Origin of the sequence: Pseudomonas sp. GX19020, from assembly GCF_023371075.1 — a bacterium.
GTDB lineage: Bacteria > Pseudomonadota > Alphaproteobacteria > Rhodobacterales > Rhodobacteraceae > Pseudogemmobacter.
The window spans coordinates 113,708-128,449 of record NZ_JAMCCR010000003.1; the positions used below are offsets into that span (position 1 = coordinate 113,708).

Sequence of the window (14,742 nt, forward strand, 5' to 3'; positions counted from 1 at the left end):
GGAGACGCGGATGCGGGTGATTTTCATGGGCACGCCGGAGTTTTCGGTGCCGGTGCTCGAAGCGCTTCATGCGGGCCATGAGATTGTCGGCGTCTGGTCGCAGCCGCCCCGGCCCGCCGGGCGCGGCAAAGAGCTGCGCAAAACCCCGGTCCATGCCCGTGCCGAGGCGCTCGGGCTGACGGTCCATACCCCCGAAAAGCTGCGTGCGCCCGAAGATCAGGCCGTGTTTGCAGCACTTCAGGCCGATGTGGCGGTGGTGGTGGCTTACGGGCTGATCCTGCCCCAAGCGGTGCTGGACATGCCTGTGCGGGGGTGTCTGAACATCCATGCCTCGCTCTTGCCACGCTGGCGCGGCGCGGCACCGATCCAGCGCGCGATCATGGCGGGGGATGCGGCGACCGGCATCTGTATCATGCAGATGGAGGCGGGGCTTGATACCGGCCCGGTTCTGTTGCGCGAGGAAACCCGGATCGGCGCGGAGGAGACGGCCTCCGATCTGCATGACCGGCTGTCCGCGATGGGCGCGGCTGCGATGATCGCGGCGCTTGACCAGCTGGACGGGCTCGTGCCGATGCGCCAGCCCGAAGAGGGCGTCAGTTACGCCGCGAAGATCGACAAGGCCGAAGCAAAGATCGACTGGACTCGCGCCTGCTATGAGGTCGACCGTCAGATCCGTGGTCTCTCGCCCTTTCCGGGCGCCTGGACACAGGTAGGCGCGGAACGGGTGAAACTGCTGCGCTCCCGGCTCGAAGCCGGTGCGGGGGCACCCGGCGAGGTTCTGTCCGGCTTCACCATTGCCTGTGGTGAAGGGGCGATTGCCGTGACCGAAGCGCAGCGCGAGGGCAAGAGGCCGATGCCTGCCGCCGAGGTGCTCAAAGGCCTCATTCTGCCGCCCCGTCTTTAAGGGCGGGGCCAGCCGCTGTCTGCAGAAGCAGGCGCGCCCGGGGGTGATCAGGGGCCCGGTTTTCGCAGCGAAAACCGCGCAAATTTCTTTTAAGAAATTTGATCCCCACCGCCGCGCGAGGGGCGTTCCACTCCCAGCCGCGGATGGAGTGCGCCTGCGATCCACCAGCAGCCAAGAAAGCCGAGACCCGCCACGACAAAGATCCCCGGAACCGGCGCGAAGAACAGGATGAGCCAGGCGATCCCGGGCGTCAGAATGCCCGATACATCGCGGAAACTGGCATAGACGGCCGCCATTTCGGTACGCTCAGAGGGTTTGACCGACATCAGAAAGGGCAGCCCGCCGACCACATCAAGTGTCACAAAGCAAAAACTTGCCGCGAGGCACAGTGCCACCGCGACCCAGGGCAGGACCGACAGCATCGCTGCCGCCAGCATCAGGCCACCGCCCGCCAGAAAAGCCAGCCGCACCGAGCGGCGCACAGAGAACCGGCGCGCCGCGCGGTTGATGGCCGGTGCCAGGAACAGGAACGTGTTCGAGACCGACAATACGATGCCGCCGGTCTTGTCGCTCAGACCCGACTGGACGCAATAGATCGGCAGATAGACGATATAGACCCACCAGCCGCAGGACCGCATCACCGCGAAGGTCCAGCCGGCGATCAGCCTCGGCTGGCCCAGAAAGCGCGACAGAAACCCCAGCGGGTTGACCGCCGGCCGTCGCGCCCGCGAGATCTGGCGGCCATTGCCCAGCCTCAGCCACCAGAAGACCCCGATCAGCACCAGCGCAAAAAAACCCGACAGCAGAAAGGGGGCCGGCGCCCATTGGTGATGCAGCCAGACCCCCAGCACCGGCCCCACCGCCCAAGGGATAGCGGCATAGGCCATCTGCACCCCCTGACTGTGTCCAAGCCGGGTGCGCTCAACATAATCCAGCACATAGGCGTTGAGACAGATGAACACTGTTGCGGTCGCCATCGCATTGCAGATCAGCGCGAGCGAGATCGTCAGCGGCGTGCCACTGACCGCCAGCGCTGTGCCGACAAGATAAAGCGCGGCCCCTCCGGTATAGGTCCAGCGGCGCGGCACGAAACGGGTCACTGCCGGCACCATCAACCCGCAAAACAGCGCGACAAATCCCGCCGCCAGATAGGCGACTGAGGTCATCTGCGCATCGCCAAGGCTCTGATAGACCGCCAGGGGCATGGCCGAGACCAGCATACCGCGAACAGCGGCCTCAAGCCCGGCAAGCAACGCGAAATGCTCAACCTTCGGCACCGGGCTGTGTTTGAGAGCAAGGGGAAGATCGTAATGGCCCATGCTGCCGACCACACTCCGAAAGAGAAGCCCGGTCTGCACCATTTGCGACAGAGCGTGTCGCGGGCATCAGGTGGCAGGTGGTGCCCCCGCATCCGGGCGCGCCGTCTCTGTGCGGGCCAGAAGGTCAATGAGCCGGCCCCGCGCGGCGGGCAGGGTGGCCGGATGAAGCGGCGCTTTGTCATCGGCGGGCCGGGGCCTGTCGTTCAGCAGTTCGCGCGTCAGGAAATGCCCGGTCAGCGCGAGGCCTGGCAGGATGTCGGCTTCGCCCGGCATGCCGCCTGCCGCCAGCGAGGCCGGCAGCGGCAGGAGACGCGCCGCCCAGTCCCCCGCGCCCCGGGCCGAAACCGCGCGGCCGGTCCTCGGACTGACATAGGCCAGCCCCTCCGTCGCGCCGGTCACCGCGCAGGAACCCAGATCCAGGCCATAGCCGGTCTCGCTCAGCAATCTGAGCTCCCACAAAAGATAATATGCGGGCCAGCCGGCATTGACCGGTCCGGTCCGTGTCATCTGATCCAGAAGATCCTGGGTCTCCTGCCACAAAGCGCCATTTGCCTCGCGCTCGGGCAGGCAGAGCTGCAACAGCGCCGTCACCGCGCCGAGGCCTTCCAGCGCGAGCCGGTCCGCCAGCACCGCGGCACGCGAGCGCAGCGGTTCGACACGAAAACTGCCCAGCTGGTCCTCAAGCCTTGCGGTCCATGTCAGGTCAAGCTCATTGCCGGGTTGCAGATGCGCGGCGAGGCGCCGGGACGCGCCGCCCCTGACCAGCCCGGAACACCGGCCATGTTCACGCGCGAAAACGGTGAGAATGGCGGATGTCTCGCCATGCGGCCGCGCCGCCAGAACCAGAGCCTGATCATGCCATTCCATCATCGCCGGAGTTTCGCCTGTGGCCGGTCCGGGGACAAGAGGGCGCCGCCGGAGGCTTGCCCCGGAAATCAGGGGCACAGTCTTTCGTCAGGCGCGTGGCGCCCCCATATGTTCAGGGACAGCAGAGGAGGGAAGGGTGCCGTTCATCGGACTTTTGATCATTGGGGTTGCGGCCGGGTTTCTGGCCACACGGGTCATGCGGTTGCAGACGGATGTGCCGACCACCATCGCGATCGGCGTATTCGGGGCCCTGATCGGTGGATTTGCGCTGCGGTTTCTTATCTGGTCGCTGGGCGCCGCTGCGGGATTTCTGGGTGCATTTCTGGGGGCAATGGCGCTGATCTGGGCCTGGAAGACTTGGATGCGGTAAGGGGCGGGCGGCAGACCTTACCCGAGACGTTTCACCAGATCTTTCAGTCGCAGATCCCCGATCCCCCAGACGAGTTTCCCCTGCCAGGCGGCAAACAGGATCTGTGCCGCCTGACGCGCCTTTTCACCCTGGCCGATCCGCAAAGCCAGCTGCATCTCGACCTGGCAGCGCCAGGTTGTGGCGGCCTCCAGGGCCGCGGGGTCGCGCTGGCTCAGCAGGATGAGGCCGGCGATATGGACTGAACCACCCTCAGGCCCATCCTCCAGCGCTTTCAGAAGCGCCTGTGGCCCTTTGCCCTGGCTGGCCTGATCTGCGACCTCAAGCCGGGCACCGATTTCTTCCCAGCCATTTCGTGCCGCCGCGCCCTGCAGCCTTTCGACCGAGCCAAAGCGCTGCGCCAGTGTTGATGCCGCGAGACCCGTCGCGCGCGACAGATTGCCGAAACTGATCGCCTTTTCGCCCCCCGTGGCAAAGAGCTGGCGGGTCGCTTTCAGGACTTCGGCGTCAGAGAGGATCTTGCGGCGTGGCATGGGCCCAGCCTGCGCGAGGCAGAGGGCGCATTCAAGCCCTTTCCTGTGACCCTTTTGCGGCGGTTTTGTAAGGTGCCATACCTGCACGGGCCAGTTCATCCGCGCGCTCATTCTCGGCATGGCCGGCATGGCCCTTGATCCATTGCCAGGTCACCTGATGTCGGGTCTGCGCCTGTTCCAGCCTTTGCCAGAGATCGGCATTCTTCACCGGCTTTTTATCAGCGGTCTTCCAGCCATTCCGCTTCCAGCCATGGATCCAGCTGGTCACACCGTTTTTCACATAGGCGCTGTCGGTGACCACGGTCAGCGTCGAGGGCCGGGTCAGGCTTTCCAGCGCGTGGATCGCCGCCAGCAGTTCCATGCGGTTATTGGTGGTATCCGCTTCGCCGCCAGAGAGCGTACGCTCTTTCAGCACGGTGTCGCCATCGCGTGCGATCAGCAAAGCGCCCCAGCCACCGGGGCCAGGATTTCCGGAGCAGGCTCCGTCGGTATAGGCGAAAAGATCAGGCATAAGCGGGTGATGTCACGGCGCGGGCTCTAGCGCAAGCGGGGTGCCGGGCGCGGCCAGAGATACCGTGAAGCCGCGGCGGACCTAAACAGACACGCCGGGCTCAGGCCCTCTGTGATCGGTTGTCAGGCTGCGGGCACACGCAGGATGCGCGGCACCTTGAATTCGATATTCTCGACGGCGGTTTCGACCATCTCGACTGTGACGTCAAAGCGGTCACGGACAGCGTCGATCACTTCATTGATCAGGATTTCGGGCGCCGAGGCGCCGGCGGTGACGCCGAGCGCGCGCGTCCCTTCCAGCGCACGCCAGTCGATATCGCCGGCACGCTGCACCAGTTGCGCATAGGAACAGCCGGCGGCGCGGCCAACCTCGACAAGGCGTTTCGAGTTCGACGAATTCGGCGCGCCCACGACCAGCAGCGCATCGATCTTTGGCGCGATCGCCTTCACCGCCGCCTGGCGGTTGGTGGTGGCGTAGCAGATATCCTCATGCCCGGGCCCGGTGATGGCAGGGAAACGGGCGCGCAAGGCTTCGACAATCGCTGCCGTGTCATCGACGGAAAGCGTGGTCTGGGTGGCGAAGGCGAGCTTCGTCTCGTCGCGCACGGTCAGGGTCGCCACATCCTCGGGCGTCTCGACCAGCAGCACCTCGCCCCGGGGCAGCTGGCCCATGGTGCCGACGGTCTCGGGGTGGCCTTCATGGCCGATATAGATCAGCTGGAGGCCATTGGCGTGATGGCGCGCGGCCTCGCTATGGACCTTGGTGACCAGCGGGCAGGTGGCATCCACCGCGATCATCTGGCGGCTTGTTGCTTCTGCCGGCACCGATTTCGGCACGCCATGCGCAGAAAACACTACCGGCCGGTCATCGGGGCATTCACTCAGCTCTTCGACGAAAACCGCGCCTTTCGCGCGCAGCCCGTCGACCACATAGCGGTTATGGACGATCTCATGGCGGACATAGACCGGCGCCCCCCATTTCTGCAGCGCCATCTCGACGATCTGGATCGCCCGGTCGACACCGGCGCAGAAACCGCGCGGCGCGGCGAGGTAGAGCATCAATGGCGGGCGGGTGGTCATGTGCATTTCCGGATATGGCGCAGCGGAATGGTCGGCGGACTGGCTTGGATGAGAGGTAGTGTCAAAGTGTCTCCGGGTCCAGTGCTGCAACTCCCCTCAGGTGCTCAGCCGCCAGAAAAACATCAGAGAAAAGCGCTGGAAAAGCTGTCGAACACCCCGGCCCCGATCAGCGCGAGCACCATATAGCGGGCGGCTTTCGCGATGGTGACCAAAGCGAGGAACAGCAGGGGATTGACCCGCATCAGCCCGGCCAGCGCCACGATCAGATCACCTCCGGGTGCCCAGCTGAGCAGCAAGGACCACAATCCCCAGCGGGAGAACCAGGCACGGGCGCGGATCAGCCCCTGATCGGTGAAGGGGAACCAGCGGCTGCCGCGCAGGCGCTCGCCCTGCAGGCCGCACCAATAGGTGACGCAGGAGCCGAGGATATTGGCGACAGACGCCACCAGCACCAGAAGAACCGGATCATGCCCCGCGCCTTGCAGGGCAATGAAAACCAGCTCGGAATTCATTGGCAGCGGCGTGGCGGCGATAAAGGCCGCCAGCGCGAGGCCGACCAGGCCAAGGGGCATCAGAAAATCCATAAGGCGCGCTCCTGGAGAGAAGCGCGCCCTGTGGCAAGTGCCAAATGCCCGGCCTGACGGCGCTTTCCTGGTATTTTCCCCGAGGGCTCAGGTCGGGAAAACAGGGCAGGGCCGCAGGCGGGTCAGATCAGAATGGCGGTTCAGCTTGCGCCGACACTGACCTCTTCGCCATCAGCGGGGCGCGGCTCGCGCGGCGGCCGGCCGATCACATCGCGCAGTTCGTCAAGCTCGATGAAATTGTCAGCCTGACGGCGCAGCTCATCCGAGATCATCGGAGGCTGGCTGCGGATGGTCGAAACGACCGAGACGCGGACGCCCTGGCGCTGGAGGCTTTCGACCAGCGGCCGGAAATCCCCGTCACCCGAGAAGAGCACGATATGATCCAGCCGCGCCGCGAGTTCCATCGCGTCGACCGCCAGTTCGATATCCATATTGCCCTTCACCTTCCGGCGGCCCTGGCTGTCGGTATATTCCCGCGCCGGCTTGGTCCGCATGGTAAAGCCGTTATAGTGCAGCCAGTCCACCAGCGGACGTATGGGCGAGTATTCCTCGTTTTCCAGAAGTGCCGTGTAGTAAAATGCTCGCAGCAGCTTGCCCCGGCGCATGAACTCCATGCGCAGAAGCTTGTAGTCGATGTCGAAGCCAAGCGCCTTTGCAGCCGCGTAAAGATTCGATCCATCGATGAACAGCGCGAGCCGTTCGTCTTTATAAAACATTCTCATTCCCCTCGAACAATCACAGCAGTATCGAAAACGCCGCCAGCCAACCCCGATGAATCAATCGATCCGGCGCGGACTGAAAAGTGTTTTCGAGACGTGATGCGACTGGTAAACGATACGGTATGAAATTGATCGGCGACAAACCTGCAACCCCTGTTATTATCGCGCTCGGCGCAAACCTGCCATTCGCAGACATGTTTCCGGTGGAAACACTCCGGTCTGCCCTGACCGCAATCAGCGAGGATGCGTTAACGATTTCAGGGGCAAGCAGCTTCTGGAGTACCCCCTGTTTCCCCCGGGGGGCGGGGCCTGATTATGTCAATGCAATCATTTTGACTCACGTGGATGTGCAGGCCAGTCCGGCCATGATTTTGACGATTTTGCACCGAATTGAGGCGAAATTCGGGCGGGAACGGCAGGAGAGATGGGGGGGGAGGACGCTGGATCTTGATTTGATTGCCTGGGGTGATTCGGTTCTTCCAGACGCGGAAACCCAGGACGTCTGGCGCAATCTTTCTGCCGCCGAACAGGCGCAGCGGGCGCCGGATCAGCTGATCCTGCCGCATCCGCGGATGCAGGATCGTGCCTTTGTTCTGGTGCCCATGGCCGAGATCCTGCCCGACTGGCGCCATCCTCTGCTGGGGCTGACCGTGCGCGAGATGCTGGCCGCCCTGCCGGAAGAAGACCGGGAGGCGGTGAAACGGATCGCGGTGACGTGAGAAGTGATCGGGATTTCCTGTTGACAGCGCTTGTCAGCAAGGCGAAATCCGCCTAAATGTTCCTTTTCCGAGAGCCTGGCCCGTTCAGGTGTCTGTCCCTGTGTGGGCAAACATCCGAAGACGGTCAGTGCTGCGCCCGGGTTATGCCGGGCCCGAACCCTGGAGTGACTGACCCATGGCCCGTGTGACGGTCGAAGATTGCGTTGACAAGGTTCCGAACCGCTTTGAGCTGGTGCTGCTGGCGGCCCATCGTGCGCGTGAAATCGCCACCGGCGCGCCGCTGACTGTTGACCGCGACAATGACAAGAACCCGGTCGTGTCGCTGCGCGAGATCGCGGACGAGACCCAGTCGGCCGAAGTTCTGCGCGAGCGGATGATCGAATCGTTCCAGACCCAGATCGAGGTTGACGAGCCGGAAGAAGACCAGATGGCGCTTCTGATGGCGGGCGAGATCGACCGTCCGCAGCAAGACGATATGTCGGAAGAAAAACTGCTGCGCGCGCTCATGGAAGCCCAGGGCGAAAACTGAGTCTGAAAAGCGGTGGCTGAGCAGCTAACCTGAGCTGTCCTGATGCAGCAGGCGGGGCCACGGCCCCGCAGGCCTTCTGCGACGGATGCGCGAGGCGGTAATGATAGACGTAGAAGACCTTATCGCCCTTGTCCGTAACTACAATCCGCGCTCTGATGCCGATCTGATCCGCCGCGCCTATGCTTACGGCATCCGGATGCATGAGGGGCAGTATCGCAAATCCGGCGAGCCCTATTTCACCCATCCCGTCGCCGTCGCCGCCATTCTCACTGAGATGCGGCTGGATGATGACACGATCGTCACCGCGCTGTTGCATGACACGATCGAAGACACCCGCTCCACCTGGACCGAGATCGCCGACCAGTTCGGCCCCGATGTCGCCGAACTGGTCGATGGTGTCACCAAGCTGACCAATCTTCAGCTTTCCTCTGCCGAAAGCAAACAGGCCGAGAATTTCCGCAAGCTCTTCATGGCCATGTCCAAGGATCTGCGGGTGATTCTGGTCAAGCTCGCCGACCGTCTGCACAATATGCGCACGATCAAGTCGATGAAGCCCGAAAAGCAGGTGCAAAAAGCCCGCGAGACCATGGAAATCTTCGCGCCGCTGGCGGGCCGCATGGGCATGCAATGGATGCGCGAAGAGCTGGAGGATCTTTCCTTCCGCGTCATCAACCCCGATGCGCGCAATTCGATCATCCGCCGCTATGTGACCTTGCAGAAGAAAACCGGTGATGTGGTCCATAAGATCACCGCCGATATCCGGACCGAGCTTGACCGCGAGGGGCTTGAGGCCATGGTCTACGGGCGCGCCAAAAAGCCCTATTCGATCTGGCGCAAGATGCAGGAGAAGGATCTCGCCTTTTCGCAACTCTCTGACATTTATGGCTTCCGGGTGATCTGCGGCTCGGTCACCGATTGCTACCGCATCCTTGGCGTGATCCATCAGCGCTGGCGCGCGGTGCCGGGGCGGTTCAAGGATTACATCAGCCAGCCGAAATCCAACGGCTACCGCTCGATCCATACCACGGTCTCGGGGCGCGCGGCCTCTAAGGTCGAAGTGCAGATCCGCACCCGCGAGATGCATGAGGTCGCCGAATCCGGCGTTGCCGCGCATTGGTCCTACCGCGAGGGCGTGCTGGGCCGGAACCCCTTTGCCGTCGATCCCGCGAGCTGGATCAGCCAGATGACCGAGCGTCTGGACGAGGAAGACCACGACGAATTCCTCGAAAACGTCAAGCTCGAGATGTATTCCGATCAGGTCTTCTGCTTCACACCCAAGGGCGATGTGATCCAGCTGCCGCGCGGGGCGACGCCGCTCGATTACGCCTATGCGATCCATACCAGGATCGGCAATTCCACCGTTTCGGCCAAGGTCGATGGCATCCGCGTCCCGCTCTGGACCCGGCTGAAAAACGGGCAATCGGTCGAGATCATCACCGCCGAGGGCCAGCGCCCGCAACCGACCTGGGTGGATATCGTGACCACGGGCCGCGCCAAGGCGGCGATCCGGCGGTCCTTGCGCGAAGAAGACCGTGGCCGCTTTGTCAAACTCGGCCAGGAACTGGCACGGGCGGCATTCGAACATGTTGGCAAGAAGGCCAGCGAAAAGGCGATCCGCACGGCGGCAAAGCTGCTTGGCTATCCCGATGACAGCGAGCTGTTGTCGCGCGTGGGATCGGCCGAAATCACCGCGCGCCGCCTTGTCGAAGTGCTCTATCCTGAACTCGTGACCACCCGCGAGCCACAGGTCGACAGCCAGCGCCCTGTGGTCGGGCTGGAAGATGACCAGGCTTTCCGCCGCGCCCCCTGCTGCCAGCCGCTGCCGGGCGAGCGGATCGTCGGCATCACCTATCGCGGCAAGGGGGTTGTGGCCCATGCCATCGACTGCCCGGCGCTGGAGGAATTCGAAAGCCAGACCGAACGCTGGGTCGATCTGCAATGGATGACCGGCCGCCACGCGCCGATCCATTCGGTGACGCTGGAGCTGACGATCTCCAACGATGCGGGTGTACTGGGGCGGGTCTGCACCCTGATCGGTGAACAACGGGCCAATATCTCGGATCTGAAATTCACCGACCGCAAACCGGATTTCTTCCGCCTGCTGGCCGAGGTCGATCTGCGGGATGTCGAACATCTCCATATGGTGATGACCGCGCTCGAGGCCGATACCGATGTGGCGCAGATCTCGCGCCACCGCGATCTGTCGCGAAAACCCTGACTCCATCGCGCCGCATTGCAGGCAGGCGAAAAAGTTCTTAACCTCCCGCAGATTGCCAGCCGGGCCATTGGGCCGGCGCTGCTGGCCCGGGGCCAGGGCATCAGACCACAGGCGGACGGGGTGCGAATTCACGGCAGGGTTCAGGAGGGGTAATGGCAGCGCGCGACAGGCTGAGGCTCAGCATCAGTGTCGATCAGGTGGCGGTGCTGCGCAATGCGCGCGGCAATGACTGGCCCGATCCCCTGAGGGCCGCGCTGCTCGCCGAAGCCTCCGGCGCGGATGGCATCTCGGCGCGGTTGCGCGCGGATCGCCGCGATCTTTCGGAGGGCGATATCGAAGCGCTGGCCGCCGGGCTTGGTATCCCACTGCATCTGAATGCCGCGCCGACGCCCGCGATGCTCGGGCTGCTGACGCGCTTGCGGCCCGCCTCCTGCTGCCTTGTTGCTGAGGCGCCGGATGGGAGCCGGGCCGATATCTGTCTCGATATTCTGGCCGATGAGCCGGGGCTGCGCGCGGCCATAAGCACCTTGCGCAGCGCCGGAACCCGGCCGGCACTTCTGATCGGCCATGCGCGTGCAGAGATCGAGGCCGCCGCGCGCAGTGGGGCTCAGATCGTGGTGTTCCATACCGGCGCCTATTCCATCGCCCATGCCGAGGGGCGCCAGGACGAGGCAGATCGCGAGATCTGCGCGCTCCACGCGGCGGCAGTGCTTGCGACGGGGCTCGGGCTCGAGGCCCATGCGGCCCATGGCCTGACCTATGAGAATATCGATCCCGTTGCCGCGATCCCAGAACTGCGCGAGGTGCATATCGGCCATTTCCTGATCGGCGAGGCGGTCTATATCGGCCTTGGCCCCGCGATCGAGGAAATGCGACGCCGCATCGATGCCGCATGTCAGTGGTGACAGAACGGGCCGGGGCGCTTGCCTTGCCGGAACGGCTATCCGCTGCATATCGCCTATCTCGCCGCAGGGCGCCGACCATGGGATACTGGCTTCACCGACGCAGGGCGCCCGAAACCCGCGTCGTCACAGTAATGCTGAAATGAGGCAATGATGATCCTTGGCATCGGCACAGACCTCGCCAATATCGAGCGCATCGGCCAGGTGCTGGAACGCCACGGCGACCGCTTTCGCAACCGCGTCTTTACCACCGGGGAACAGCAAAAAGCCGAAGCGCGGCGCGAAACCGTGGCCACCTATGCCAAACGCTGGGCCGCTAAAGAGGCCTGTTCCAAGGCGCTCGGCACCGGGCTGAGGATGGGGATCTCCTGGAAAGACATGGCGGTCTCGAATCTTGCCACCGGGCAGCCGGTGATGGCGGTGACCGGCTGGGCGGCAGAACGGCTGGCGCAGATGACGCCGCCGGGCCATGAGGCGCTGATCCATGTCACACTGACCGATGACCATCCCTGGGCGCAGGCCTTTGTCGTGATAGAGGCGCGGCCGCTGCGCTGAGCGGTCATGGCGCAAAGCTAAATCCAGAGGAAGGTACAGAGGTCTACCTCCTGATCCAAATAGCCGCGCCCAAGGCGCAGGCCGGGCGCACAGGCCCCCGTTTCCACCGTCTACACCTGCAATTGACCCCGGCAAAACCGGGCGCGGCTTGACAGGTCCGCCCCCCCGGCGCAAGAAGCGGCCCGATACAGCGCGGAAGGCTAGTGAAGATGGCGAAGGCAAAGGGCGAGAGCGGCGGCATCGTCGAGACGATCAAAACCGTCTTCTGGGCATTGGTGATCGCAGGGCTGTTCCGGACGCTGTTCTTCCAGCCCTTCTGGATCCCGTCGGAATCGATGAAGAGCTCGCTTCTCGTGGGTGACTTCCTCTTCGTCAACAAAATGGCTTACGGCTATTCCAAATATTCCTGCCCCTTCGGTCTTTGCCCCTTTGAAGGCCGCATTCTCGGCTCTGATCCGCTGCGTGGCGATGTGGTCGTGTTCCGCAACCCCTATACCGGCGATGATTATATCAAGCGTCTGATCGGTCTGCCGGGCGACCGGGTCCAGATGAAGGATGGCCGCGTCCTGCTCAACGGCACCGAAGTGCCGCAGGTGCCGGACGGGATCTTCACCGAAATCTATGGCCCCCAGGGCCCGATGAAGAACTACCCGCAATGCGAGAATGGCGCGGTCGGCCTTAATGGCATCTGCGAAAAATCGCGCTCGATCGAGACGCTGCCGACCGGCGATGGGGATGCGACCCGGTCCTATCCGGTGCTCAACATCAAGGATACCGCAGGGCTGCCTGATAACACCAATGTCTATACCGTTCCCGAAGGGCATTATTTCTTCATGGGCGATAACCGCGACAACAGCCAGGATTCGCGCTTCCAGCCCGGCCTGCAGGGCGGTATCGGCATGGTGCCCGCAGAATATCTGATCGGCCGCGCGGATCGCATCGTCTTCTCTTCTGCCGGCGCCAGCCTGTGGTATTTCTGGACCTGGCGGGCCGACCGCTTCTTCCTCGGGATCAACTGAGCCCATGCGGCTGTCTGCCGATCTCAGGGCTTTTCAGACCCGCATCGGGCATGAATTTGCGCGTGGCGAGCTGCTGGTGCGGGCGGTGACGCATCCCTCGATTGCCACGCCGACTCGGCCAGACAATCAGCGGCTGGAATTCCTGGGCGACCGGGTGCTGGGCCTTGTGATGTCCGAGGCGCTGCTTGCGGCCGATAAAGCCGCCAGCGAAGGCCAGCTTGCGCCGCGTTTCAATGCACTTGTGCGCAAGGAAACCTGCGCCGAGGTCGCGCGCGAGATCGGGCTTGGCGATGTGCTGCGGCTGGGCCGGTCCGAGATGCTTTCGGGCGGGCGCCGCAAAGAGGCTTTGCTGGGCGATGCCACCGAGGCGCTGATCGCCGCCGTCTATCTGGATGCGGGGTTCGACGCGGCGCGTGATCTCGTGCTCCGGCTCTGGGGCGGTCGGGTCGGCGCGGTTGAACCCGATGCGCGCGATCCGAAATCGGCGCTGCAGGAATGGGCCCAGGCGCGCGGCATGGCGCCACCGAAATATACCGAGACCGGCCGCTCTGGCCCTGATCATCAGCCGCTGTTCACGGTCAGCGTTTTGCTGGACAATGGTGCGGGAGAGGTGGCGAAAGCCGGCTCGAAACGCGCGGCGGAACAAATTGCGGCAGCAGCGCTGCTGAAACGGCTGGAGGCCGGAAATGACTGAGATACCGGCTGTGACCGAACCCCAATCCGATGGCACCCGTGCCGGCTTTGTCGCACTGATCGGCGAGCCGAATGCCGGCAAATCGACGTTGCTCAACCGTATGGTTGGCGCGAAGGTCTCCATCGTGACGCATAAGGTCCAGACCACGCGCACCCGCATTCGCGGCGTCTGCATGGAAGGCCAGACCCAGATCGTCTTTGTCGACACGCCCGGCCTTTTCCGTCCGCGCCGCCGGCTGGACCGCGCCATGGTGAAAGCCGCCTGGGGCGGTGCGGCGGATGCCGATGTCGTGGTTCTGCTGATCGAGGCACATCGCGGGCTGACCGAGGGCGCAAAGGCCATTATCGAACGGCTGGCTGGCGAGCTTCCGAAGGATCGCCCCGTGGCGCTGGCGATCAACAAGATCGACAAGGTGAAGGCAGAACGCCTCCTCGGTCTCGCCGAAGAAATGAACGGGGCCTTTCCTTTCGCGAAGACCTTCATGATCTCGGCCGAAAAGGGCTATGGGGTGCAGGATCTGCGTGAATGGCTGGCGGCAGAGCTGCCCGAAGGCGCCTGGTTCTACCCCGAAGATCAGCTGGCCGATCTGCCCTTGCGGATGATCGCCGCCGAGATGACGCGCGAAAAGCTGACGCTTCGGCTGCATGAGGAACTCCCCTATCAGCTGACCGTCGAGACCGAGAAATGGGAGGACCGCAAGGACGGCTCCACCCGGATCGACCAGATCGTCTATGTGGCGCGCGATGGCCATAAGGGCATCGTGCTCGGCAATCGCGGCGAGACGATCAAAGCAATCGGTCAGGCGGCGCGGGCCGAAATCAAGGAATTCCTCGACCGCGAGGTGCATCTGTTCCTGCAGGTCAAGGTGCGGCCGAACTGGCAGGAAGAGGCCGAGCGCTATTCCGAAATGGGGCTTGAATTCAAAGACGGTGACGCCTGAGGGTCTCAGGCGCCGCGTCTGAACCCGCGTTTCAGCGCCGACCAGGCCAGCCAGATCACGCCACCGATGCCGATGGCCTTCGATGACCTGTCGAGAAGCCGGTCCTGCTCCAGCCCTTTTGGATCGCGTTTCATGGCGAATGCTGCGATTGCTGCGGTGATCAGGGCGAACACGGCCCCTCCCGGTGCGCGGTATTTCATTCTCTCGCCTCCCTCCGCCTGGCCTGTTAACAGGGATATAGGGCAGGAGAGGCATCCTGCCAGCAGGGGTTTGTGAAAGGCCC

At 63.6% G+C, this 14,742-nt stretch carries 18 protein-coding genes; 10 read left to right on the forward strand and 8 right to left on the reverse strand.

The window, feature by feature from the left end:
- Positions 1-10: 10 nt before the first annotated feature.
- Entirely contained in the window at positions 11-904 is an 894-nt protein-coding gene (gene fmt / locus M3484_RS07790; RefSeq protein ID WP_249496440.1) for a methionyl-tRNA formyltransferase, read from the forward strand.
- An 89-nt stretch (positions 905-993) separates the two neighbouring features.
- Here fmt and M3484_RS07795 read toward each other — a convergent pair whose 3' ends face one another.
- Both M3484_RS07795 and recO read right to left on the reverse strand, forming a co-directional pair.
- A complete protein-coding gene (locus M3484_RS07795) occupies positions 994-2,223 on the reverse strand; it encodes an MFS transporter (RefSeq protein WP_092901178.1) in 1,230 nt (409 codons plus the stop codon).
- A 66-nt stretch (positions 2,224-2,289) separates the two neighbouring features.
- Positions 2,290-3,093 (reverse strand): DNA repair protein RecO, encoded by an 804-nt coding sequence (gene recO, locus M3484_RS07800; RefSeq protein ID WP_249496441.1) that lies wholly within the window; start codon positions 3,091-3,093, stop codon positions 2,290-2,292.
- A gap of 133 nt (positions 3,094-3,226) precedes the next feature.
- Between recO and M3484_RS07805 the strand changes: the two genes are divergently transcribed.
- Entirely contained in the window at positions 3,227-3,460 is a 234-nt protein-coding gene (locus M3484_RS07805) for a GlsB/YeaQ/YmgE family stress response membrane protein (RefSeq protein ID WP_249496442.1), read from the forward strand.
- A gap of 17 nt (positions 3,461-3,477) precedes the next feature.
- Here M3484_RS07805 and M3484_RS07810 read toward each other — a convergent pair whose 3' ends face one another.
- The 5 genes from M3484_RS07810 to M3484_RS07830 all read right to left on the reverse strand — a co-directional run bounded on the left by M3484_RS07810 (position 3,478) and on the right by M3484_RS07830 (position 6,880).
- Complete coding sequence (locus M3484_RS07810; RefSeq protein ID WP_249496443.1) at positions 3,478-3,990, reverse strand: TetR/AcrR family transcriptional regulator; 513 nt, start codon at positions 3,988-3,990, stop codon at positions 3,478-3,480.
- 31 nt (positions 3,991-4,021) lie between these two features.
- Positions 4,022-4,501, reverse strand: a complete 480-nt coding sequence (rnhA, locus tag M3484_RS07815) for a ribonuclease HI (RefSeq protein WP_249496444.1) — start codon at positions 4,499-4,501, stop codon at positions 4,022-4,024.
- 122 nt (positions 4,502-4,623) lie between these two features.
- Positions 4,624-5,580 (reverse strand): 4-hydroxy-3-methylbut-2-enyl diphosphate reductase, encoded by a 957-nt coding sequence (gene ispH, locus M3484_RS07820; protein ID WP_283258363.1) that lies wholly within the window; start codon positions 5,578-5,580, stop codon positions 4,624-4,626.
- 122 nt (positions 5,581-5,702) lie between these two features.
- Entirely contained in the window at positions 5,703-6,164 is a 462-nt protein-coding gene (locus tag M3484_RS07825; protein WP_249496445.1) for a YqaA family protein, read from the reverse strand.
- 140 nt (positions 6,165-6,304) lie between these two features.
- Positions 6,305-6,880, reverse strand: a complete 576-nt coding sequence (locus M3484_RS07830; RefSeq protein WP_092895277.1) for a LabA-like NYN domain-containing protein — start codon at positions 6,878-6,880, stop codon at positions 6,305-6,307.
- Positions 6,881-7,005: 125 nt separating this feature from the next.
- Here M3484_RS07830 and folK point away from each other — a divergent pair, with 125 nt between their 5' ends.
- The 8 genes from folK (at position 7,006) to era (ending at position 14,459) form a co-directional block, all read left to right on the forward strand.
- On the forward strand, positions 7,006-7,602 hold the full coding sequence (folK, locus tag M3484_RS07835) for a 2-amino-4-hydroxy-6-hydroxymethyldihydropteridine diphosphokinase (protein WP_249496446.1): 597 nt from the start codon (positions 7,006-7,008) through the stop codon (positions 7,600-7,602).
- Between the two features lie 175 nt (positions 7,603-7,777).
- Positions 7,778-8,131 (forward strand): DNA-directed RNA polymerase subunit omega, encoded by a 354-nt coding sequence (gene rpoZ / locus M3484_RS23955; protein WP_092895281.1) that lies wholly within the window; start codon positions 7,778-7,780, stop codon positions 8,129-8,131.
- Between the two features lie 100 nt (positions 8,132-8,231).
- A complete protein-coding gene (locus M3484_RS07845) occupies positions 8,232-10,349 on the forward strand; it encodes a RelA/SpoT family protein (protein WP_249496447.1) in 2,118 nt (705 codons plus the stop codon).
- Between the two features lie 152 nt (positions 10,350-10,501).
- Positions 10,502-11,254 carry a pyridoxine 5'-phosphate synthase gene (locus M3484_RS07850; protein WP_249496448.1) on the forward strand — a complete coding sequence of 251 codons (753 nt, stop codon included), beginning with the start codon at positions 10,502-10,504 and terminating at the stop codon, positions 11,252-11,254.
- Between the two features lie 150 nt (positions 11,255-11,404).
- Positions 11,405-11,806, forward strand: coding sequence for a holo-ACP synthase (gene acpS / locus M3484_RS07855; RefSeq protein WP_092901186.1), 402 nt, complete (start codon positions 11,405-11,407; stop codon positions 11,804-11,806).
- A gap of 209 nt (positions 11,807-12,015) precedes the next feature.
- Positions 12,016-12,825 (forward strand): signal peptidase I, encoded by an 810-nt coding sequence (lepB, locus tag M3484_RS07860; RefSeq protein ID WP_249496449.1) that lies wholly within the window; start codon positions 12,016-12,018, stop codon positions 12,823-12,825.
- Between the two features lie 4 nt (positions 12,826-12,829).
- On the forward strand, positions 12,830-13,519 hold the full coding sequence (gene rnc, locus M3484_RS07865) for a ribonuclease III (protein WP_092895287.1): 690 nt from the start codon (positions 12,830-12,832) through the stop codon (positions 13,517-13,519).
- Positions 13,512-14,459, forward strand: a complete 948-nt coding sequence (gene era, locus M3484_RS07870) for a GTPase Era (protein WP_092895289.1) — start codon at positions 13,512-13,514, stop codon at positions 14,457-14,459. The genes rnc and era overlap by 8 nt, the downstream gene beginning before the upstream one ends.
- A gap of 5 nt (positions 14,460-14,464) precedes the next feature.
- Here the strand turns inward: era and M3484_RS07875 are convergent, their stop codons facing one another.
- On the reverse strand, positions 14,465-14,659 hold the full coding sequence (locus M3484_RS07875) for a hypothetical protein (protein ID WP_249496450.1): 195 nt from the start codon (positions 14,657-14,659) through the stop codon (positions 14,465-14,467).
- Positions 14,660-14,742 lie beyond the last annotated feature (83 nt).

Coding starts and splice junctions, on each gene's coding strand:
- fmt (WP_249496440.1), top strand. CDS start 11: ATGCGGGTGATTTTCATGGGCACGCCGGAGTTTTCGGTGCCGGTGCTC.
- M3484_RS07795 (WP_092901178.1), bottom strand. CDS start 2,223: ATGGGCCATTACGATCTTCCCCTTGCTCTCAAACACAGCCCGGTGCCG.
- recO (WP_249496441.1), bottom strand. CDS start 3,093: ATGATGGAATGGCATGATCAGGCTCTGGTTCTGGCGGCGCGGCCGCAT.
- M3484_RS07810 (WP_249496443.1), bottom strand. CDS start 3,990: ATGCCACGCCGCAAGATCCTCTCTGACGCCGAAGTCCTGAAAGCGACC.
- rnhA (WP_249496444.1), bottom strand. CDS start 4,501: ATGCCTGATCTTTTCGCCTATACCGACGGAGCCTGCTCCGGAAATCCT.
- ispH (WP_283258363.1), bottom strand. CDS start 5,580: ATGACCACCCGCCCGCCATTGATGCTCTACCTCGCCGCGCCGCGCGGT.
- M3484_RS07825 (WP_249496445.1), bottom strand. CDS start 6,164: ATGGATTTTCTGATGCCCCTTGGCCTGGTCGGCCTCGCGCTGGCGGCC.
- M3484_RS07830 (WP_092895277.1), bottom strand. CDS start 6,880: ATGTTTTATAAAGACGAACGGCTCGCGCTGTTCATCGATGGATCGAAT.
- folK (WP_249496446.1), top strand. CDS start 7,006: ATGAAATTGATCGGCGACAAACCTGCAACCCCTGTTATTATCGCGCTC.
- rpoZ (WP_092895281.1), top strand. CDS start 7,778: ATGGCCCGTGTGACGGTCGAAGATTGCGTTGACAAGGTTCCGAACCGC.
- M3484_RS07845 (WP_249496447.1), top strand. CDS start 8,232: ATGATAGACGTAGAAGACCTTATCGCCCTTGTCCGTAACTACAATCCG.
- M3484_RS07850 (WP_249496448.1), top strand. CDS start 10,502: ATGGCAGCGCGCGACAGGCTGAGGCTCAGCATCAGTGTCGATCAGGTG.
- acpS (WP_092901186.1), top strand. CDS start 11,405: ATGATCCTTGGCATCGGCACAGACCTCGCCAATATCGAGCGCATCGGC.
- lepB (WP_249496449.1), top strand. CDS start 12,016: ATGGCGAAGGCAAAGGGCGAGAGCGGCGGCATCGTCGAGACGATCAAA.
- rnc (WP_092895287.1), top strand. CDS start 12,830: ATGCGGCTGTCTGCCGATCTCAGGGCTTTTCAGACCCGCATCGGGCAT.
- era (WP_092895289.1), top strand. CDS start 13,512: ATGACTGAGATACCGGCTGTGACCGAACCCCAATCCGATGGCACCCGT.
- M3484_RS07875 (WP_249496450.1), bottom strand. CDS start 14,659: ATGAAATACCGCGCACCGGGAGGGGCCGTGTTCGCCCTGATCACCGCA.